This window comes from Mesorhizobium sp. P2_E10, from assembly GCF_056404235.1.
The window spans coordinates 208,561-227,620 of the sequence record NZ_JBFUEK010000008.1 but is presented as its reverse complement, the minus strand read 5'-3'; the positions used below and the strand labels follow the sequence as shown (position 1 = coordinate 227,620).

18 protein-coding genes are annotated in these 19,060 nt (G+C 63.2%); 14 read left to right on the top strand and 4 right to left on the bottom strand.

Annotated elements, in window-relative coordinates; genetic code table 11:
• Positions 1-160 precede the first annotated feature (160 nt).
• Positions 161-1,885 carry a dihydroxy-acid dehydratase gene (gene ilvD, locus AC1D0N_RS22015; protein WP_477247590.1) on the top strand — a complete coding sequence of 575 codons (1,725 nt, stop codon included), beginning with the start codon at positions 161-163 and terminating at the stop codon, positions 1,883-1,885.
• Positions 1,872-2,696, top strand: a complete 825-nt coding sequence (locus AC1D0N_RS22010) for a tetratricopeptide repeat protein (RefSeq protein WP_477247588.1) — start codon at positions 1,872-1,874, stop codon at positions 2,694-2,696. Before ilvD ends, AC1D0N_RS22010 begins: the two co-directional genes overlap by 14 nt.
• A gap of 52 nt (positions 2,697-2,748) precedes the next feature.
• Here AC1D0N_RS22010 and AC1D0N_RS22005 read toward each other — a convergent pair whose 3' ends face one another.
• The 4 genes from AC1D0N_RS22005 to erpA all read right to left on the bottom strand — a co-directional run bounded on the left by AC1D0N_RS22005 (position 2,749) and on the right by erpA (position 4,686).
• The gene (locus AC1D0N_RS22005; protein ID WP_477247586.1) at positions 2,749-3,075 is read right to left on the bottom strand and encodes a hypothetical protein; all 327 of its coding nucleotides are present in this window, start codon (positions 3,073-3,075) and stop codon (positions 2,749-2,751) included.
• Between the two features lie 66 nt (positions 3,076-3,141).
• A complete protein-coding gene (gene xth / locus AC1D0N_RS22000) occupies positions 3,142-3,936 on the bottom strand; it encodes an exodeoxyribonuclease III (RefSeq protein ID WP_477247584.1) in 795 nt (264 codons plus the stop codon).
• Positions 3,937-3,943: 7 nt separating this feature from the next.
• Positions 3,944-4,336 (bottom strand): VOC family protein, encoded by a 393-nt coding sequence (locus AC1D0N_RS21995; RefSeq protein WP_477247582.1) that lies wholly within the window; start codon positions 4,334-4,336, stop codon positions 3,944-3,946.
• Between the two features lie 2 nt (positions 4,337-4,338).
• Positions 4,339-4,686, bottom strand: coding sequence for an iron-sulfur cluster insertion protein ErpA (erpA, locus tag AC1D0N_RS21990; RefSeq protein WP_477247580.1), 348 nt, complete (start codon positions 4,684-4,686; stop codon positions 4,339-4,341).
• A gap of 76 nt (positions 4,687-4,762) precedes the next feature.
• Between erpA and AC1D0N_RS21985 the strand changes: the two genes are divergently transcribed.
• The 12 genes from AC1D0N_RS21985 (at position 4,763) to AC1D0N_RS21930 (ending at position 19,033) form a co-directional block, all read left to right on the top strand.
• Entirely contained in the window at positions 4,763-5,977 is a 1,215-nt protein-coding gene (locus AC1D0N_RS21985) for a deoxyguanosinetriphosphate triphosphohydrolase (protein WP_477247578.1), read from the top strand.
• 73 nt (positions 5,978-6,050) lie between these two features.
• The gene (gene argS / locus AC1D0N_RS21980; protein WP_477247577.1) at positions 6,051-7,808 is read left to right on the top strand and encodes an arginine--tRNA ligase; all 1,758 of its coding nucleotides are present in this window, start codon (positions 6,051-6,053) and stop codon (positions 7,806-7,808) included.
• A gap of 103 nt (positions 7,809-7,911) precedes the next feature.
• On the top strand, positions 7,912-11,295 hold the full coding sequence (locus AC1D0N_RS21975) for an SPOR domain-containing protein (protein WP_477247575.1): 3,384 nt from the start codon (positions 7,912-7,914) through the stop codon (positions 11,293-11,295).
• A 135-nt stretch (positions 11,296-11,430) separates the two neighbouring features.
• Positions 11,431-12,450, top strand: coding sequence for a beta-N-acetylhexosaminidase (gene nagZ / locus AC1D0N_RS21970; RefSeq protein ID WP_477247573.1), 1,020 nt, complete (start codon positions 11,431-11,433; stop codon positions 12,448-12,450).
• Between the two features lie 63 nt (positions 12,451-12,513).
• Positions 12,514-13,314 (top strand): segregation and condensation protein A, encoded by an 801-nt coding sequence (locus AC1D0N_RS21965; RefSeq protein ID WP_477247572.1) that lies wholly within the window; start codon positions 12,514-12,516, stop codon positions 13,312-13,314.
• Positions 13,311-14,078 (top strand): SMC-Scp complex subunit ScpB, encoded by a 768-nt coding sequence (scpB, locus tag AC1D0N_RS21960; protein ID WP_477247570.1) that lies wholly within the window; start codon positions 13,311-13,313, stop codon positions 14,076-14,078. The genes AC1D0N_RS21965 and scpB overlap by 4 nt, the downstream gene beginning before the upstream one ends.
• A 179-nt stretch (positions 14,079-14,257) precedes the next feature.
• Positions 14,258-14,479, top strand: coding sequence for a twin-arginine translocase TatA/TatE family subunit (locus AC1D0N_RS21955; RefSeq protein WP_013895102.1), 222 nt, complete (start codon positions 14,258-14,260; stop codon positions 14,477-14,479).
• 29 nt (positions 14,480-14,508) lie between these two features.
• Positions 14,509-15,255 (top strand): Sec-independent protein translocase protein TatB, encoded by a 747-nt coding sequence (gene tatB, locus AC1D0N_RS21950; RefSeq protein ID WP_477247569.1) that lies wholly within the window; start codon positions 14,509-14,511, stop codon positions 15,253-15,255.
• Positions 15,252-16,124, top strand: coding sequence for a twin-arginine translocase subunit TatC (tatC, locus tag AC1D0N_RS21945; protein WP_477247567.1), 873 nt, complete (start codon positions 15,252-15,254; stop codon positions 16,122-16,124). Before tatB ends, tatC begins: the two co-directional genes overlap by 4 nt.
• A 196-nt stretch (positions 16,125-16,320) precedes the next feature.
• Positions 16,321-17,625, top strand: a complete 1,305-nt coding sequence (gene serS, locus AC1D0N_RS21940; RefSeq protein ID WP_477247565.1) for a serine--tRNA ligase — start codon at positions 16,321-16,323, stop codon at positions 17,623-17,625.
• Positions 17,625-18,383, top strand: a complete 759-nt coding sequence (gene surE, locus AC1D0N_RS21935; protein ID WP_477247563.1) for a 5'/3'-nucleotidase SurE — start codon at positions 17,625-17,627, stop codon at positions 18,381-18,383. The genes serS and surE overlap by 1 nt, the downstream gene beginning before the upstream one ends.
• A complete protein-coding gene (locus AC1D0N_RS21930; protein ID WP_477247561.1) occupies positions 18,380-19,033 on the top strand; it encodes a protein-L-isoaspartate(D-aspartate) O-methyltransferase in 654 nt (217 codons plus the stop codon). Before surE ends, AC1D0N_RS21930 begins: the two co-directional genes overlap by 4 nt.
• Positions 19,034-19,060: the final 27 nt, after the last annotated feature.

Below are 19,060 nucleotides of genomic sequence, written 5' to 3'. Positions count from 1 at the left end.
TGTTTTGGCAACAGTTTCTGAACAACCCTCGCGCCGCAAAGTGACTCAGGGGAATTGCCTATTTCCCGCCATAAACCCGGCGCACCTCAAACCTGTCTCGGGACACGCGCCAGAAGGCTCGGCGATGAGGCAGGCCGCACCGCCCGCGGCAAGGAAGAGTATGGACGCCAGAGTCGTTTCCAAGGCCAAGCTGCCCAGCCGCCATGTGACCGTTGGTCCGGCGCGTGCGCCGCACCGTTCCTATCTCTATGCGATGGGGCTGTCGGCGGCCGAGATCGCGCAGCCTCTGGTTGGCGTCGCCAGCTGCTGGAATGAAGCAGCACCTTGCAACATTTCGCTGATGCGCCAGGCGCAGGTGGTCAAGAAGGGCGTGGCGGCCGCCAACGGCACGCCGCGCGAATTCTGCACCATCACCGTCACCGACGGCATCGCCATGGGCCACCAGGGCATGAAGTCGTCGCTGGTGTCGCGCGATGTCATCGCCGATTCGGTCGAGCTCACGATGCGCGGCCATTGCTACGACGCACTGGTCGGCCTCGCCGGCTGCGACAAGTCGCTGCCCGGCATGATGATGGCCATGGTGCGGCTCAACGTGCCGTCGATCTTCATCTATGGCGGTTCGATCCTGCCCGGCAGCTATCGCGGCCGGCAGATCACCGTGCAGGACGTGTTCGAGGCGGTCGGCCAGCATTCTGTCGGCACGATCAGCGACGCTGAACTGCTCGAGATCGAACAGGTCGCCTGTCCGTCGGCCGGCTCCTGCGGCGCCCAGTTCACCGCCAACACCATGGCCACCGTCGCCGAGGCGATCGGCTTGGCGCTGCCCTATTCCTGCGGCGCTCCGGCGCCTTACGAGATGCGCGACCGTTTCAATTTCGCCTCGGGCGAAAAAATCATGGAATTGATCGCAAAGAACATCCGGCCGCGCGACATCGTCACGCTGAAGGCGCTGGAGAATGCCGCGACCGTGGTTTCGGCGACCGGCGGCTCGACCAACGCGGCGCTGCACCTGCCGGCCATCGCGCACGAGGCCGGGATAAAGTTCGATCTCTTCGACGTCGCCAAGATTTTTGAGAAGACGCCTTACATTGCCGATTTGAAGCCGGGCGGCAAATATGTCGCCAAGGATATGTTCGAGGCCGGCGGCATTCCGCTGCTGATGAAAACCTTGCTCGACCACGGCTATCTGCATGGCGATTGCCTGACGGTGACCGGCCGCACTTTGGCCGAAAATATGGAACACGTTGTCTGGAATGAATATCAGGATGTGGTCCGTCCCGCCAACCGACCTATCACCCAAACCGGCGGTGTTGTGGGCTTGAAGGGAAACCTTGCCCCCGAAGGCGCGATCGTGAAGATCGCCGGCATGTCGGAGCTGAAATTCTCAGGCCCGGCGCGCTGCTTCGATTCGGAAGAGGAATGTTTTGAAGCGGTTACGCACCGCAACTACAGGGAAGGCGAGGTTCTCGTCATTCGCTACGAAGGTCCGCGTGGCGGCCCGGGCATGCGGGAAATGCTGTCGACGACGGCGGCTCTCTACGGCCAGGGCATGGGCGGCAAGGTGGCCCTCATCACCGACGGTCGCTTTTCCGGTGCGACGCGCGGTTTCTGCATCGGCCATGTCGGGCCGGAGGCAGCTGTTGGCGGCCCGATCGGGCTGCTGAAAGACGGCGACGTGATCTCGATCGATGCGGTGAACGGCACGATCGAGGTGGCGCTGTCCGACACCGAACTGGCGGTGAGGGCGAAGGGATGGAAGGCGCGCACGACAGACTATCAGTCGGGCGCGATATGGAAATATGCACAGACGGTAGGGCCTGCCCGCGATGGCGCGGTCACCCATCCGGGTGGTGCGAAAGAAACACATTGTTATGCGGATATCTGAGGTGTTGAGGTCGTCTGTGTTTTCGGCACTGGTCGCGGTTGCGACCTTGGGCGCCGTGGGCCAGGCCATGGCCTTCGACGACAAGGTGTTCGACGACAAGACTGGCGTGAAGCCGCAGTCCAGCCCTTGGGCGGTGTTCCAGTTCGGCTTTTCCGCCTACAAGAGCGGCCACAAGGAACAGGCGGCCGAGGCCTACAAATATGCCGCCGAGAACGGCCAGATCGGTGCCACCTGGAAGCTCGCGCGCATGTATGCCGAGGGCGACGGCGTGGCGCGCGACGACTATGAGGCCTTCAAGTTCTTCTCGGAGATCGTCGACCAGGATGTCGAACCCGGCTCGCCGGAGGAAAGCTATGTTTCCGACGCGCTGGTGGCGCTGGGCGATTATCTGAGGACGGGCATTCCCGGTAGCCCGGTCGAGGAAAACGAGGTCGCGGCGCAGGAATATTACATGCGCGCCGCCGCCAACTACCGCAATCCGAATGCCCAGTTCGAAATGGGCCAGATGTTCCTGAAGGGCGAGGGCGGCGTCAAGGCCAGCGTCAAGCAGGCCGGACGCTGGTTCCAGCTCGCCGCCGAAAAGGGCCATGCCGGCGCGCAGGCGACGCTCGGCAACCTGCTGTTCCAGAGCGGCAAGATCGTTCGCGGACTGGCGATGATGACCGCGGCGCTCGAACGCGCCTCGCCGGCCGACCAGCCGTGGATCCGCGGCATGCAGGAAGAGGCGTTTGCCGCTGCCGGCGAAGCCGACCGCCGCACCGCGATTTCGCTGGCCGACGACATCCTCACCAAGGGCGGCGGCGACCAGTAAGTCGAACCGCCGATCTCCCCCACAACAAGGGGGGAGATCAGCTTTCGAGAAATCAGTTAGCGGTCGGCTCGCTTGGTTCGGCCAAGGGCAGGGTTGGCGCCGGCGTCGAGATCGGCGTGCTTTGCAGGTGTGGCGCCAGGGTGTTTTCGGGACAACCGTCCTGGATCTTCGTCCATGATGTGTTGTTGAGCACCATGTCGCAGCGGGCGAGGTGACTCTGACCGGCGATCGTCAGGCAGGCGACCTGGCCGAGCTGAAACGATTTCCCGTTGGCAAGGCATTCTTGCGCGGCAAAAGCCGGCGTCGCGGCAGCCATCGCCAGCGCGCAGCCGATCGGGCAGAGAGCATTACGGATAGTCATGGGAACCCCAGCCGCCATGATAATCGCGCGATTAAACGCGCGATTTGTGGCGATATCAGGATTCAGGCGCCGGGCTTGACCCGATCAAGCCGGCTGCAGCGCCAGATCTATCGCCACCGGCACGTGGTCGGAGGGTTTTTCCCAGGCGCGGACATGCTTTTCGATCGACGCCGAGGAAAAGCGGTTGGCGGCTTCCGGCGACAAAAGCAGATGATCGATGCGGATGCCATTGTCCTTCTGCCAGGCGCCGGCCTGATAGTCCCAGAAGGTATAGACACCGGCGGCGTCGGTGACGGAGCGCACCGCTTCGGTGAAGCCGAGATTCTTCAGCCGGCGGAAGGCTTGCCGGGTCTGCGGCTGGAAGAGCGCATCGCCCAGCCAATTCTCCGGAAATTTTGCGTCGATCGGCTCGGGGATGACATTGTAGTCGCCGGCCAGGACCAGCGCCTCTTCCAGCAAGAGCCGCTGCTCGGCCCAGCGCTCGAGCCGCGCCATCCACGACAGCTTGTAGGGAAACTTCTTCTCGTCATCGATCGGGTTGCCGTTGGGCAGATAGAGCGAGGCGACGCGCAGCGCGCCTTTGTCGGTCGAGAACACGCCCTCGATGAAACGCGCCTGCTCGTCGGTGTCGTCGCCCGGCAGGCCGCGATTGACCTCGTCGAAGCGTAATTTCGACAGGATGGCGACGCCGTTGAAACCCTTCTGGCCATGGGTTTCGACGTTGTAGCCCAACGCCTCGATCTCGGCGCGCGGGAACTGCTCGTCGACTGTCTTGATCTCCTGCAGGCAGACGATGTCAGGGTCGCTTTCGCTCAGCCAATGGGTGAGGTTGCCGATGCGGGCGCGGACGCCGTTGATGTTCCAGGTGACGATTTTCATGACGGCCTCAATGATCTTCCGGCGCTAGACGTTCGACGAGGCCGACCGTATTGCCTGCCGGGTCCTTTAGGAAGGCCATCCATTCGCTTTCCCCCGCTGGACCGAACTGGCCTTCGGTATCGTTGTGCACCAGCGTTGGCGGCGCGGTGAAGGGAACACCGTCGGCTTTCGCCGCGGCGTGGAAGGTTTTGAGACCGGATATGTCGAGATAGACGGTGCCGGCCGGCACGCCGTCGGTGAAGAACAGACGCACGTCGCCGGCCATGATGAAGGCGATGCCCGGCGGATCATAGCGGGCGTGAACGCCCAGGCCGAGCACGTCGCGCCAGAACGCCAGCGTCATATCAAGATCGCGCCCGGCCGAGAGCGCGACCTGACGGACCGCGCCGATGGCAGGCATGGCTATACGGAGAAGCTGGTGCCGCAGCCGCAGGAGGCGACCGCATTCGGGTTCCTGATCTGGAACGACTGGCCCATCAAGTCGTCGACGAAATCGATCACCGAGCCGCCCATATAGACCAGGGAGAGATCGTCGATCAGCACGGTGGCGCCGTCCTTCTCGATGGCGACGTCATCGTCGTTGCGGGTGTCAACCAGGTCGAACTTGTACGAAAAGCCCGAACAGCCGCCACCTTCGACCGAGACGCGCAGCGCCGTCTTGCCGGCTTGCCCCGAAACGATTTTCGCGATCCGCTTGGCGGCGGAGTCGGTCATCTCGACTTTCATGGCAGTCTTGGCATCTGCGCCCATGGGCGTCACCTTGCTTTCGGTTTCACATGATAGGTATGAAGCGGGAAGGGGCAAGTCAACTGCGGCGGCATCGGCCATGACAAATGAGCTTGGCGACATCGGATTCGGCTATCGGCCGCGCGCGGCCTATGCCAGCGATCCGGCGCTCTCGCGCGGACGGCTGTTCGACGAGATGGAGAGCCCGACCCGCACGCCGTTCCAGCGCGATCGCGACCGCATCATCCATTCGACGGCATTCCGCCGGCTGAAGCACAAGACGCAAGTGTTCGTCGCGCATGAGGGCGACCACTACCGCACAAGGCTGACGCATTCGATCGAGGTGGCGCAGATCGCGCGCGCTTTGGCGCGGGCGCTGCGCGGCGACGAGGATTTGGCCGAGGCGGTCGCGCTGGTGCACGATTTCGGCCACACGCCCTTCGGCCATACAGGCGAGGAGGCGCTGAACGAGAAGATGGCGGCGTGGGGTGGTTTCGATCACAACGCGCAGTCGCTGCGCGTGGTGACGCGGTTGGAACGCCGCTATGCCGAGTTCGACGGGCTGAACCTGACCTGGGAAACGCTGGAAGGGCTGGTCAAGCACAATGGACCGCTGACCGACGCCAGCGGCAAGGGCCTGAAAGGCCCGGTGCCGCAGGCGATCCGCGATTATTCCGAGTTGCATGACCTCGAACTCTACCGTTTCGCCGGCATCGAGGCGCAGTGCGCGGCGATTGCCGACGATATCGCCTACAACACGCATGACATCGACGATGGCCTGCGTTCCGGCTTCCTCACACTGGAGATGCTGGAAAAGGTGGCGCTGCCGGGGTCGATCCTCCAAGGCGTGCGCGCGCGCTATCCGGCGCTCGATGCCGTGCGCACCGGTCACGAACTGCTGCGCCGGCAGATCACCCTGATGGTCGAAGACGTCATTATCTCCACCACCGCCAATTTGGCGCGTATCAAGCCGGAAAGCGCCGATGCGGTACGGGCGGCTGGCGAGACGCTGGTGACTTTTTCCACCGAGATGGCCGCGGCCGAGAAGGAATTGAAGGCCTTTCTCTACAAGCATCTCTACCGGCACAGCGAGGTCATGCGGGTGCGCACCGACGCCGAGCAGATCGTCCGCGACCTGTTCGACGCCTATTTCGCCGATCCGCGCGCCATGCCCGATGGCTGGCGGGAGGGGCTCGACCGGGCCGAAGACCGCATCAAGGCGCGCAGCGTCGCCGATTTCCTCGCCGGTATGACCGACACCTACGCACTCAAGGAGCACAGGCGTTTGTTTGACCACACGCCCGATTTGAGCTAGGGCGGGCTCGATTTTGCCGGCCAACGAGCCGGATTCCCTTAAAAGCCGCCAGAGCCAGACCCCAGAGTCAGACATGAACATCTTCGCCGATTTCAACGCGCGAATCATAAAAGCCGTCGAAGCGCTTGATTTGAAAGACAGTGATGGCGTTTCGCCCGATCTGTCGCGCATCGCCGTAGAGCCGCCGCGCGACGCCAGCCATGGCGATCTGGCGACCAATGCGGCGATGGTGCTGGCCAAGCCGACCGGACAGAATCCGCGCGCGTTGGCCGAAAAGCTGGCGCAGGCGCTGCGCACCGATGCCGATGTCGCCGCCGTGGACGTGGCCGGTCCGGGTTTCGTCAATCTCAGGCTCAAGGACGGGTTCTGGCAGGCGCATCTGACCGCGCTGCTCGGCGAGGGCCGCAACTACGGCCGCTCGACGGTTGGCGGCGGCAGGAAGGCCAATGTCGAATATGTCTCGGCCAACCCGACCGGCCCGATGCATGTCGGCCATTGCCGGGGTGCCGTGGTCGGTGATGCGCTCGCCAACCTGATGGCCTTCGCCGGCTACGACGTGACCAAGGAATATGTCATCAACGATGCCGGCTCGCAGATCGATGTGCTCGGGCGTTCGGCCTTGCTGCGCTACCGTGAGGCGCTGGGCGAGGACATCGGCGAGATACCGGCCGGGCTTTATCCGGGCGACTATCTGGTCCCGGTCGGCCAGGCGCTGGTCAAGGAGTTCGGCCGCAAGCTGCTGCAGATGCCGGACGACGAGGCACTGGCCATCGTCAAGGACCGGACCATCGATGCGATGATGGTGATGATCCGTGCGGATCTGGCGCTGCTCAACGTGCATCACGACGTGTTCTTCTCGGAACGCACGCTGCATGCCGACAATGCCAAGAAGATCCGCTCGGCGATCAACGATCTGACGTTGAAAGGCCATATCTACAAGGGCAAGCTGCCGCCGCCGAAGGGCGAGAAGCCGGAGGATTGGGAAGATCGCGAGCAGACGCTGTTCCGTTCGACCGCGGTTGGCGACGACATGGACCGGGCGCTGGTCAAATCGGACGGCACCTTCACTTACTTCGCCGCCGACGTCGCCTACCTCAAGGACAAGGTCGATCGCGGCTTCGTCGACCTGATCTATGTGCTCGGTGCTGACCATGGCGGCTACGTCAAGCGGCTGGAAGCGCTGGCGCGCGCGGTTGCCGGCGACGAGGTCAAGCTCACCGTGCTGCTGTGCAATCTGGTCAAGCTTTTTCGTGATGGCGAGCCGGTGCGCATGTCGAAGCGGTCGGGCGAATTCGTGACGCTGCGCGAAGTGGTGGAGGAGGTCGGCCGCGATCCGATCCGCTTCATGATGCTCTACCGCAAGAGCGACGCTCCGCTCGATTTCGACTTCGCCAAGGTGACCGAGCAGTCGAAGGACAATCCGGTGTTCTACGTGCAGTACGCGTCGGCGCGCTGCCATTCGGTGTTCCGGCAGGCCAGCGAGCAGCTAGGGGAGGCCAATTTCGACCGCAACAGGCTTGCGGCCGGGGTGGCGGCTTTGACCGATGAGGGCGAGATCGGGCTGATCCGGAAGCTGGCGGAATATCCGCGGCTGGTTGAATCGGCGGCCCTTGCGCTGGAGCCGCATCGGCTGGCATTCTACCTCTACGATCTTGCTTCCAGCTTCCACGGACACTGGAACCGGGGCACTGATAACCCCGACTTACGTTTTGTTAAGGTTAACGACCGACAATTGACGCATGCCAGACTAGGGCTGGTGCAGGCTGTTTCGGACGTTTTGACGTCCGGCCTGACGTTGATCGGAGCTGATGCGCCCACCGAAATGCGTTAGGTTTGACTAAATAACCTGTCACCTTTTGCCCACATTGCGCTGGTAAGGGCCAACCCTACGCGACGTCCATGGCGTCCGAATGAGTGCGAGTTCGGGAACAATAATGGCAGACAGAACCCAGCTGAAAGCAGCCGACCACAGCGACATCTCCGACGATGATCCGTTCGCGGAACTGACCAGGATCATGGGTTTCGATCCGCGTCAGCCGGTCAAGCCGCAGGCGCCAGCTGAGCAGAAGGCCGCACCCGCCGATCAAGCCGCGGACGAGGGCGATTTCGACATCGACCTCGAGAAGGAATTGATGGGCGAATTCGGCAACGACGACGTAAGCGCTGTTGCCGAGGTTCAGCAACCTGTCGCCGAGGTTCAAGCGCCGGCTTTCGAAGCCGCTGATGCAGCCGCTGATGCAATGGACGATGCACTTGCCGCTTCGCTCGAACAGGATTTCCTGCTTGACGACGATGCGGCCAACGAGGCCGTTCACGGTCTAGCTGCTGCCCCCGAGGTTCCGGCGCCGGCCGTTGAAGCTGCTTTCGATGATGATTTCGACAATGCCGTCGCCAGTTCGCTGGAAGATGTGTCGCCGTTCGAAGACGATTTGCCGATGGACGACGAACTCGCCGCGTCGCTTGAGCAAGGGTTCCTGCTCGATGACGATGCGACTGATGACAACGAGCACGGCGTCGCTACCGCTGAGGTTTCCGCCCCGGTCACGGGGGCTGCAGTCGACGATGATTTCGACCATGACGATTTCGACAATGCCGTCTCGATGTCGCTCGAAGACGAGCTGACGCTCGACAGCCATTCACCTGACGACGACCACCGTGCCGGTCCTGTCGCCGCCGAGAATGCCGCATATCAGGCCGCACCGGTCGAGGCCGCCGCCGATGCGGATCAAGGGGCTTCCAACGAGGATTTCGCCGGCCATTTCGACGATGCGATGGCCGATGTCGACATGGACTTCGCGGTTCGCTCCGATCAGCCGGTCGCGGTCGATGCACCGTTGACGGACGAAACGCCGGCCGCCGAGTCCATCTATGCAGAGGACCACGCCTACGACACCGCTTCGCAAGAGGCACAAGACGTCGCTCCGCAAGTAACCCACGACGTCGCTCCTCATGAAGCACAAGAAGCATTTGACGATTTCGACCTGACCTTTGACGATGCGCTTGCCGATGAAATCGAAGCGCCTGTTGCGCAGACCGCCGCCGATCCGGCCGAGCCGATCGCGGCTCCAGCGGTTGTGGTCGAGCGGGCAGAAGCTCCAGTCGCCGCGGCAGATGAACGGACATTGGAAGACGAGCTGAACGCGCTGCTAGGCACGATGAAGGCGCGGGCCGCTCCTGTGGTCAAGGAGCCTGCCATGGTTCAGCAGCCAGTTGCACCGGCGCAAAGCACCGCCGGTCAGCCGACGGATACTGTCGCTGATCTGGATTGGGACCTCGACGAGCACCAGCCTGGGCAGCCGCTTCACGCCGAAGCGACCCAGGCAGCCGATGCTGGTCTCGACAATCTTCTGCTCGACGAGCTCAAAGGTCAGGATTTCGAGGCTGATGCAGCAGCACCCGCGACCCAGGCTGCCGCCGACATTCATTTCGATGACGATGCGTTCGATGCTGCTTTTGCCAAGGGTATCGATCTGGGTGCTGGCGTAGCCGCCGGCACGGTTGCGCAGGCCGCTTCCGGGCAAGCGCCGGCCGGCGATTGGATGACGGCGCGCTCGACGCCGCCGGAGCCAGCCCGTTCGTGGAGCCGGATGACGCCGGTCGCCCAGTCGCAGCCGTCGTTTGCAGCCCAGCCGATGGCTTCGCTGCCGCCGGTCGCGGCAGTGCCGTCCTATCGGCAGCAGCCGGTCGAAAACGTCCCTGCCTATGCGGAGCCTGCACCGGCACCGCCCGAACAGTCTCAGCGCTACGACGAGATGCCGGATGTCGAGACGGTCGATGTCCCCGAGCGCGTCGTCGCGCTGGCGGACGACCTCGATATTCCGGAACTCAACTTCGATGAGGACGAGCCGGCAGCAACGGCCTATGACGATCTCGACGCCGAGTTCTCCAGCCTGCTCACCGATATGAACGCGACGGAAGTGGCTGCGGCGCCTCAGCGCAACGCGGCCTATGACGATGATTCCTACAGCGCCGGTTTCAAGCCGGGCTATGAGCGCAACGATCAGCGCGCCTATGCGGCGCGGCCGGCGGAAGTGCCTGCCAAGGCAGCGGCCGGTGCTTATGCCGACGCCGCAAACGGCTTCGACATCGACGATCTGCCCGGCAGCCAGCCGGTTTCACAGGCCGACGATTTCGCTGTCGACGAACTCGACTACGATCCTGAGCTGGACGAAGCGATGGCGGTGCCGGGCCTGGCCGGGCAGGATACTGCAAGGCAGCCGCGCCGAAGCGGCCTGCTGATTGCCGCGGTTGTCGGTGCGGTAGCCATTGCCGGCGGCATTGGCGCCTTTGCCTTGTCCGTTGGCGGCAAGGGCGGCAGCGATGCGCCGGTGATCGTCAAGGCCGACAACGCACCGATCAAGGTCAAGCCGGAAAATCCGGGCGGCGCCGTGGTGCCGAACCAGGACAACAAGGTTTATGACGCGGTGGTCAAGGGCACGAAGCCGGCCGAGCCCGTTCAGGAGAAGCTGGTCACCAACACCGAAGAGCCGGTGGATGTGACCGCCAAGGAGCCGCAGAGCCGTGTTGTCGATCTTTCACCCGACGACACCGACGCTGCCGCTGGCAGCGATGCCGCCGGCAACACCGCCGCGGCACCCGCACCCAAATCCGAGGACCGCATAGCGCAGGTTCTGCAGGAAGCCGACAAGGGCACGAACTCCGACGTTGTCGCCATTGCGCCGCGCAAGGTGAAAACCATGGTGGTCAAGCCCGACGGTTCATTGGTTGCACGCGAGGATCCGGCACCTGCACCGGTGGCGGTCGCTGAGCCGGCCGATCCGGCCCCGCAGCATGTGGCCCCAGCCGGCCAGGCCGACGCAGAGCAGACCGGTACGGTGCCGCCCGCGGCCGACCCGGCCAGCGATGATCAGGCAAGTGCCGATCAGGCCGAGACCGCCAAGCCGGTCAAGCCGGCAGTCGCGCCAAAGGCGGAAGCCAAAGCCCAGTCCGCCAACACGCCGGCGTCGGTTCCGCTTGCACCGCAACGCCCGTCCGACCAGCCGGTCGACGTGGTTGGCGAGGTCAAGCCCGACCAGGTTGCTTCCATTCCTGCGGCGGCTTCCACCGCTGCCGGTGGCTCATGGTCGATGCAGATCGCGTCGCAGCCGACGGTCGAAAGCGCCCAGGCCAACTATGCGGACCTGCAACGCCGCTATGGCAGCGTGCTGGCCGGTCGCACCGCCAACATCGTCAAGGCCGAGATCGCCGGCAAGGGCACCTTCTACCGTGTCCGGGTGCCGGCGCAGTCGCGCAACGATGCGATCAATCTGTGCACCAGCTACAAGGCCGCCGGCGGCAACTGCTTCGTGTCGCGCTAAAGTCTGGTCCAACCAATCAAAACCGGCGCGGTCCCAGACCGCGCTGGTTTTTTTATTTGGAATGGGACTTGGCCTTGCAAGGCTTGCGGCTCGACACGATTCCCTTTGTCGCCGTGAAGCTCTAAACTCCTGTCCATGACCGAATCAAAATCCATGATCCTCGGCTGCGCCGGGAAATCGCTTACTCGCGACGAAATCCGTTTCTATCGCAACGAATGCCCGTGGGGCTTCATTCTGTTTGCGCGCAACATCGGCGAGACCGAGCAGATCCGCGATCTGGTGGCCTCGATGCGCGACTGCATCGGACGCCCGGACGCGCCGGTGTTCATCGACCAGGAAGGTGGCCGCGTGCAGCGTCTGCGGCCGCCGCTGGCGCCGAACTATCCCGCCGGCGGTGCGCTTGGCGCGCTGTGGCGCGACGACCACGATGCCGGCACCCGCGCCGCGTGGCTGATGGCGCGGCTGCATGCCTTCGACCTGCTGCGCTATGGCATCACGGCGGATTGCCTGCCGGTGCTCGACGTACCGATCGAAGGCGCCAGCGACGTCATCGGCGCGCGCGCCTATGGCAAGGAGCCTCGTCCGGTCATCGAACTCGGCCGCGCCGCGGCCGAGGGGCTGATGTCGGGCGGCGTGCTGCCAGTCATGAAGCACATTCCCGGGCATGGACGGGCCTTTGCCGACACCCATTTCGAGCTGCCGACCGTCGATGCCTCGATGAGCGAGCTGCAGCGGCATGATTTCGCCCCGTTCCGGGAGCTCAACCATCTGCCGATGGCGATGACGGCGCATGTCGTCTACAGCGCCATCGACCCGAAGAACCCCGCGACCACCTCGGGCAAGGTCATTGACGAGATCATCCGCCGCGAGATCGGCTTTGACGGGCTGTTGATGAGCGACGACACCTCGATGAAGGCACTTTCTGGGGATTTCCCGACAAAGGCGGCCTCGATCCTTGCGGCCGGCTGCGATCTGGTCCTTCACTGCAATGGTGTTTTCGAGGAGATGGCCGGCATCGCATCGCGGACCACCGGGCTTGAAGGCAAGTCGCTCGAGCGTGCAAAGCGGGCGCTGACCTATATAAAGAACCGCGATCGGGCTGACGAAACAGAGATACGTGCTGAATTTGCCACCTATTTCGACGCGGTGGCCTAGACCAAGAGGGAAAAAGGGCAAGTGGCGGAGACATTGGAAAGCAAAGCCGGGAAGGCTGCACCGATGGACCGTCTGTGGGCCGAAAATGACGATTCACGCGTCACCGGCGATCCGTCGCTGGTTGTCGACGTGGCCGGCTTCGAAGGCCCGCTCGATCTGCTGCTGCATCTTGCCCGCAACCAGAAAGTCGATCTGTCACGTATCTCGATCCTGGCGCTGGTCGAGCAATATCTGACCTTTGTCGAGACGGCGAGGGCGCTGAGGCTCGAGCTTGCCGCCGACTATCTGGTGATGGCGGCGTGGCTCGCCTTCCTCAAATCGAAGCTTTTGATCCCCAAGCAACCCGGTGACGATGGCGAGAGCGGCGAGGAACTGGCGGCGGTGCTGCAGTTCCGGCTGAAGCGGCTGGAAGCTATGCGCGACGCCTCGGCAAGGCTGGTCAACCGCAATCGGCTCGGCCGCGACGTGTTTGCGCGCGGCATGCCGGAAATGGTCATCGTCGAGAAGCGTAATGCCTATTCGGCCTCGCTCTATGACCTTTTGACCGCCTATGCCCAGCAGCGCCAGAAGCAGGCCATCACCAATGTGACGATCGCCAGGCGCGGTGTGTGGTCGCTCAAGGATGCGCGCGATATTCTGACCAGGCTGATCGGCTCGCTGCGCGACTGGACGGCGCTCGACAGTTTTCTGATCAACTATCTGACCAGCCCGGAAGAGCGGCGCACCGCGATTGCCAGCTCGTTTGCGGCGTCGCTGGAACTGGTGCGCGAAGGCAGCATCGAAATGCGGCAGGACGAGGTGTTCGCGCCGCTCTATCTGCGCGGCCGCGCGCCGGGCATCAGGGCAGTCGAGGTGGCATCATGAGCGAGCGCGCCAACGCATCGGTCATTCCGTTCAAGGTCGACGAAGAAACCGAGGAGGGCGCCGTTGCCCAGGATTTGGCTGAGACTGTGACCCAGAATCCTGGCGAGCGGCTGCATATGGCGGAAGCCGTGCGCATGGCCGAGGCGATCGTCTTTGCCAGCGCCGAGCCGGTCAGCGAAAAGCAGCTTGCCGCGCGGCTGCCCGACGGCATCAACATTGCCGCCGCCATGGCCGAGCTGCAGCAGATTTATGCGCGCCGGGGCGTCAATCTGGTGCGCGTCGGCGATGCCTGGGCGTTTCGCACCGCAGGCGACCTTGCCTTCCTGATGAGCCGCGACACCGTTCAACAAAAGAAGCTATCGCGTGCCGCTCTCGAAGTGCTGGCGATCATCGCCTATCACCAGCCAGTGACGCGCGCCGAAATCGAGGACATCCGCGGCGTCGAGACCTCGAAGGGCACGCTGGACACGCTGATGGAGACGGAATGGGTGCGCATGCGCGGCCGCCGCCGCACGCCGGGCCGCCCGGTCACCTACGGCACCACCGACACCTTCCTCGATCATTTCGCGCTGGAGGAGATCCGCGATCTTCCCGGGATGGACGAGTTGAAGGGCGCCGGGCTGCTTTCCGGCCGCATGCCGTCGAATTTCTCCATTCCGATGCCGCCGTCCGATCCGGATGCGCTGACCGACGACGAGGATCCGCTGACCGACATCGACCTCGAGGAACTCGGCCTGTTGACGCCGCGCGTCACGGAAGATTGACCGCTGGGCACTGTCAAAAAGCTGTTTGCGGCTGTAGATGCGCCGATTGGTAGCGGACCGCATCGCTGAAAATGCGTGACATCTGCCGCGCCTTCATAAACTTTGTCGCGGTTGTGTTTGAATCCCAACGCGAAAACGCATAGATCATCGCCAGGGAAAACATTCGAGAGAGAGTTACAATGGGTTCATTTTCGATTTGGCACTGGATGATCGTGCTGGTGATCGTGCTTCTGGTGTTCGGCCGTGGCAAGATTCCCGAGCTGATGGGCGACATGGCCAAGGGTATCAAGAGCTTCAAGAAGGGTATGGCCGACGACGACGTTGCCGAAGACAAGCGCACCGTCGAGCACCGCGCCGACGAGACCGTCTCGGCGGTGAAGGAAAAGGCCAGCAAGAGCTGAGCCCAAGGTTCTAGTCGGAACAGAGTGCCATGTTTGAAGTCGGCTGGACCGAAATGCTGGTGATCGCGGTCGTCATGATCGTGGTCGTCGGACCCAAGGATTTGCCCAATATGCTGCGCACCTTCGGCCGCACGACGGCGAAGCTGCGCGCCATGGCAGCCGACTTCCAGAAACAGTTCAACGAGGCGCTGAAAGAAGCCGAACTCGACGACGTCAAGAAGTCGGTCGATTCGCTCAGAAGCCTCAATCCGGCGGCGGAAATCCGTAAACAGCTCAATCCGTTCGAGCAGGCCGCAGCTGACGTTCGTTCCGGCGTCGACGCGGCGATGAAGCCGAAGCCGGCCGCCGATCCGGCCACGCCTGCTGCAGACACGCCGCAGCCGGCCGAGCCGCTGAAGAACGGCGCCACGGATATGCCGGGTGTCAACGCAGCGGACGCGTTGCCGACCACGCCGATCTTTCCAGCGATGACCGATAGTTCGGTTACGTCACCGGCCGCGCCGCAGAAAGTGTCGGCGGCCAGGAAAACCGCCAAACCAGCTGCACCCAAGCCAGCTGCACCCAAGGCAACCAAAGCCACGGTCGCTGCTTCGACGAAGGTCACACCGGCAAAGGCTGCGCCCGTCGCGAAGGCGCCAGCCAAGGCGGCGACAGTCCCGGCAAAGGCGACCAAGCCCGCCGCGACCAAGGCCGCAGTCAAAAAGGCTGAACTGAAGCCTGCGCCGGCAGCGGCGAAAAAGCCTGCAGCCAAGAAGACGGCGGGAGCCGCCAAGTGAGCGTTTCGGATACGGAAAAGGACGAGATCGAAAAGTCGTCAGCGCCGCTGATGGAGCATCTGATCGAGTTGCGCCGGCGGCTGATCTGGTCGATCGGCGGCTTCTTCGTTGCCTTCCTGGTCTGCTTCTTCTTCGCCAAGCGTCTGTTCAACCTGTTGGTCATCCCGTTCAAATGGGCGACCAAATGGGCAGGGCTCGATCCGCACAAGGTCGAGCTGATCTACACGGCGCCACAGGAATTCTTTTTCACCCAGGTCAAGCTCGCCATGTTCGGCGGCATGGTCATTGCCTTTCCGCTGATCGCCACGCAGATCTACAAATTCATCGCGCCGGGTCTCTACAAGAATGAGCGCAACGCCTTCCTGCCGTTCCTGATCGCCTCGCCGATCCTGTTCCTGATGGGCGCGTCGCTGGTCTATTTCTTCTTCACGCCGATGGTGATGTGGTTCTTCCTCGCCATGCAGCAGGCCGGCACCGACGATCAGGTGCAGATTTCGCTGCTGCCGAAAGTGTCGGAATATCTCAGCCTGATCATGACGCTGATCTTCTCTTTCGGCCTGGTGTTCCAGCTGCCGGTGGTGACCAGCCTGATGACGCGGGTCGGCATGCTGTCGTCGAAGGCGCTGGCCGAAAAGCGCAAATGGGCGATCGTCATCGCCTTCGTGGTGGCGGCGGTGCTGACGCCGCCCGATCCGATGAGCCAGATCGGTTTGGCCATTCCGACCATCCTGCTCTACGAGGTTTCGATCTGGGCGGCCCGGCTGATCGAGCGCGACCAGGACAAGCAGAAGCTGGCGCGCGAAAAGAAGGACGCCGCGGACGAAGCGGCGGAGAAGGCGGACACGCCTCCGACGCAGGCGCCTTCGTAGGCCACGGCGTTCGCGCCAGCGGAAAATAGCGACGGTCGCCAAGCCCGATCTTGCATCGATCAAGGATGCGGTTTACGCCCTCTGGCTGAAACGCATCGCCATCAGAGCGATGCGTTTCAGTTTTGTTTGAAGCATGTCGTTGCCCCAAAACCGCTGCGCACTTTTGGGCGACATGCTACCCAGGAGCGTTCAAACCATGCTTGACATCAAATGGATTCGCGACAACCCGAAGGCCCTTGTCGAAGCGCTGCAGAAGCGTTCGTGGTCGGCCGAGGCTGCGCAGTCCACGGTCGATGATTTGATCGCAAGCGACGAAGCGCGGCGCGAGCATGTGACCGAACTGCAGACTAGGCAGGAGCGCCGCAATGCCGCCTCGAAAGAGATCGGCAACGCCATGCGCTCCGGCGATGCAGCGCTTGCGGAAAAGCTCAAGGCCGAAGTCGGCGAGATCAAAACCTTCATCCAGAATGGCGAGGCGCGCGAACGCGAACTCGACAAGGCGCTGAACGACGCGCTGGCGGTGCTGCCCAACGTACCGTTCGACGATGTGCCGGTCGGCAAGGACGAGCACGACAATGTCGTCAAGCACATCGTCGGCAAGCTGCCGACGCGGCCGAATTGGGTGAAGGAGCACTTTGAGATCGGCGAAGCGCTCGGCATGATGGATTTCGAGCGGGCGGCAAAGCTGTCCGGATCGCGCTTCACCGTGTTGAAGAGCGGGCTGGCGCGCATGGAACGCGCGCTTGGCCAGTTCATGCTCGACCTGCACACGACCGAGCATGGCTATGAAGAAGTCATCCCGCCGCTGATGGTGCGCGATGAGGTGCTGTTCGGCACCAATCAGCTGCCGAAGTTCGAGGAGGATCTGTTTTTTGTCCAGCATGGCGATGGCCGGCTTGGCTTGATCCCCACCGCCGAAGTGCCGCTGACCAACCTTGTCCGCGAGGAAATCACCGCTCACGAAAAACTGCCGCTGCGCTACACGGCGCTGACGCCGTGTTTCCGCTCGGAGGCGGGCTCGGCCGGGCGCGACACGCGCGGCATGCTGCGCCAGCACCAGTTCTACAAGGTCGAGCTGGTTTCGATCACCGACCAGGACTCCTCGCTCGCCGAACACGAGCGGATGACTGAGTGCGCCGAGGAAGTGCTGAAGCGGCTGGAGTTGCCGTTCCGCACCATGACGCTGTGCACCGGCGACATGGGTTTTGGCGCGCGCAAGACCTACGACATCGAGGTCTGGCTGCCGGGCCAGAACGCCTATCGCGAGATTTCGTCCTGTTCGGTGTGCGGCGATTTTCAGGCACGGCGCATGGATGCCCGCTACAAGGACAGAGACGGCAAGGGCAACCGCTTCGTTCATACGCTCAACGGCTCCGGCACCGCCGTTGGCCGCGCGCTTATCGCTGTGATCGAAAACTACCAGAATGAGGATGGCAGCGTAACCATTCCTGAAGCGCTGCGGTCTTACATGGGCGGTCTGACGAAGATCGAAGCGAAATAATGCGCATTCTGCTGACCAATGATGACGGCATCCATGCCGAGGGCCTGGCGTCGCTCGAACGCATTGCCCGCACGCTGTCGGACAATGTCTGGGTGGTGGCGCCGGAGCAGGACCAGTCCGGCTATGCGCATTCGCTGTCGATCTCGGAGCCTCTGCGCCTGCGCAAGATCGGCGAGAAGCATTTTGCCGTGCGCGGCACGCCGACCGACTGCGTCATCATGGGTGTGAAGAAGATCCTGCCCGGCGCCCCCGACCTGATCCTGTCCGGCGTCAATTCAGGCGCCAACATCGCCGACGATGTCACCTATTCGGGCACCGTCGCCGGCGCCATGGAGGGCGCGCTGCTCGGTATCCGATCGATCGCGCTCAGCCAGGCCTACTCCTATCTTGGCGAGGATCGCGTCGTTCCATATGAGACCACGGAGGCGCTGGCGCCGGCGCTGCTCAAAAAGCTTGTCGCCATGCCGCTGCCGGATGGTGTGCTGCTCAATGTCAATTTCCCGAATTGCCTGCCGGACGAGATCGCCGGCACCGTGGTGACCTCGCAAGGCAAGCTGGTTCACAGCCTGTGGGTCGACGAGCGCCGCGACGGCCGCGGCCTGCCTTACTACTGGCTGCGCTTCGGTCGCGAGCCGGTCGAGGGCAAGCAGGGCACCGACCTTTATGCGTTGCACAACAGGCTGGTGTCGGTGACGCCGCTGCAGCTCGACCTCACCGCCCATGAAATCCGCGACCAACTGACCAAGGCACTGTCATGACTATGGCTGTCGATGACCGCGAAGGTTTTGCCGCCTTCCTGCTGCGCTTACGTGGCCAGGGTGCTGTGCCGAAGGCGCTGATCGCCGCTTTCGAAGCGACGCCGCGGCGCGGCTTCATCTCCGGACAGTTCCACTCGCTCGCCTGGTCGGACGGCATGCTGCCGATCGAATGCGGCGAAGCGATCGAAGGTGCCGACCTGCAGGCGGCGGTGATCGCAGCCCTTGCCATCGAGCCGGGCAACCGCGTGCTTGAGATCGGCACCGGGTCCGGCTATACGGCGGCGGTGATGTCGCGGCTGGCATCGCGGGTCGTCACCATCGACCGCTACAAGACGCTGGCCGAGCAGGCGAGGCAACGTTTCGAGGCGCTCGCCATCGGCAATGTCATCGTTCGCCAAGCGGACGGTTCCAACGGGCTCGCCAATGAGGGACCGTTCGACCGTATCGTCGCCTGGGCGGCGTTCGACAGCCTGCCGCGTTTCCTGCTCGACCAATTATCGAGCGGCGGCATTGTCATTGCGCCGATCGGCCCCGAGGAGGATGAGCAGGTGCTGGCCAAGCTGACCAAGGTCGGCAGCCGTTTCGAGCGCAAGGACATCGGCAGCGTGCGCCTGCAGCCGATCCTGCGCAGCGTCGCGGCGGTCATTTGAGCCCACCCGAAATATTTTAAGAAAAAT

Coding starts and splice junctions, on each gene's coding strand:
- ilvD (WP_477247590.1), top strand. CDS start 161: ATGGACGCCAGAGTCGTTTCCAAGGCCAAGCTGCCCAGCCGCCATGTG.
- AC1D0N_RS22010 (WP_477247588.1), top strand. CDS start 1,872: ATGCGGATATCTGAGGTGTTGAGGTCGTCTGTGTTTTCGGCACTGGTC.
- AC1D0N_RS22005 (WP_477247586.1), bottom strand. CDS start 3,075: ATGGCGGCTGGGGTTCCCATGACTATCCGTAATGCTCTCTGCCCGATC.
- xth (WP_477247584.1), bottom strand. CDS start 3,936: ATGAAAATCGTCACCTGGAACATCAACGGCGTCCGCGCCCGCATCGGC.
- AC1D0N_RS21995 (WP_477247582.1), bottom strand. CDS start 4,336: ATGCCTGCCATCGGCGCGGTCCGTCAGGTCGCGCTCTCGGCCGGGCGC.
- erpA (WP_477247580.1), bottom strand. CDS start 4,686: ATGGGCGCAGATGCCAAGACTGCCATGAAAGTCGAGATGACCGACTCC.
- AC1D0N_RS21985 (WP_477247578.1), top strand. CDS start 4,763: ATGACAAATGAGCTTGGCGACATCGGATTCGGCTATCGGCCGCGCGCG.
- argS (WP_477247577.1), top strand. CDS start 6,051: ATGAACATCTTCGCCGATTTCAACGCGCGAATCATAAAAGCCGTCGAA.
- AC1D0N_RS21975 (WP_477247575.1), top strand. CDS start 7,912: ATGGCAGACAGAACCCAGCTGAAAGCAGCCGACCACAGCGACATCTCC.
- nagZ (WP_477247573.1), top strand. CDS start 11,431: ATGACCGAATCAAAATCCATGATCCTCGGCTGCGCCGGGAAATCGCTT.
- AC1D0N_RS21965 (WP_477247572.1), top strand. CDS start 12,514: ATGGACCGTCTGTGGGCCGAAAATGACGATTCACGCGTCACCGGCGAT.
- scpB (WP_477247570.1), top strand. CDS start 13,311: ATGAGCGAGCGCGCCAACGCATCGGTCATTCCGTTCAAGGTCGACGAA.
- AC1D0N_RS21955 (WP_013895102.1), top strand. CDS start 14,258: ATGGGTTCATTTTCGATTTGGCACTGGATGATCGTGCTGGTGATCGTG.
- tatB (WP_477247569.1), top strand. CDS start 14,509: ATGTTTGAAGTCGGCTGGACCGAAATGCTGGTGATCGCGGTCGTCATG.
- serS (WP_477247565.1), top strand. CDS start 16,321: ATGCTTGACATCAAATGGATTCGCGACAACCCGAAGGCCCTTGTCGAA.
- surE (WP_477247563.1), top strand. CDS start 17,625: ATGCGCATTCTGCTGACCAATGATGACGGCATCCATGCCGAGGGCCTG.
- AC1D0N_RS21930 (WP_477247561.1), top strand. CDS start 18,380: ATGACTATGGCTGTCGATGACCGCGAAGGTTTTGCCGCCTTCCTGCTG.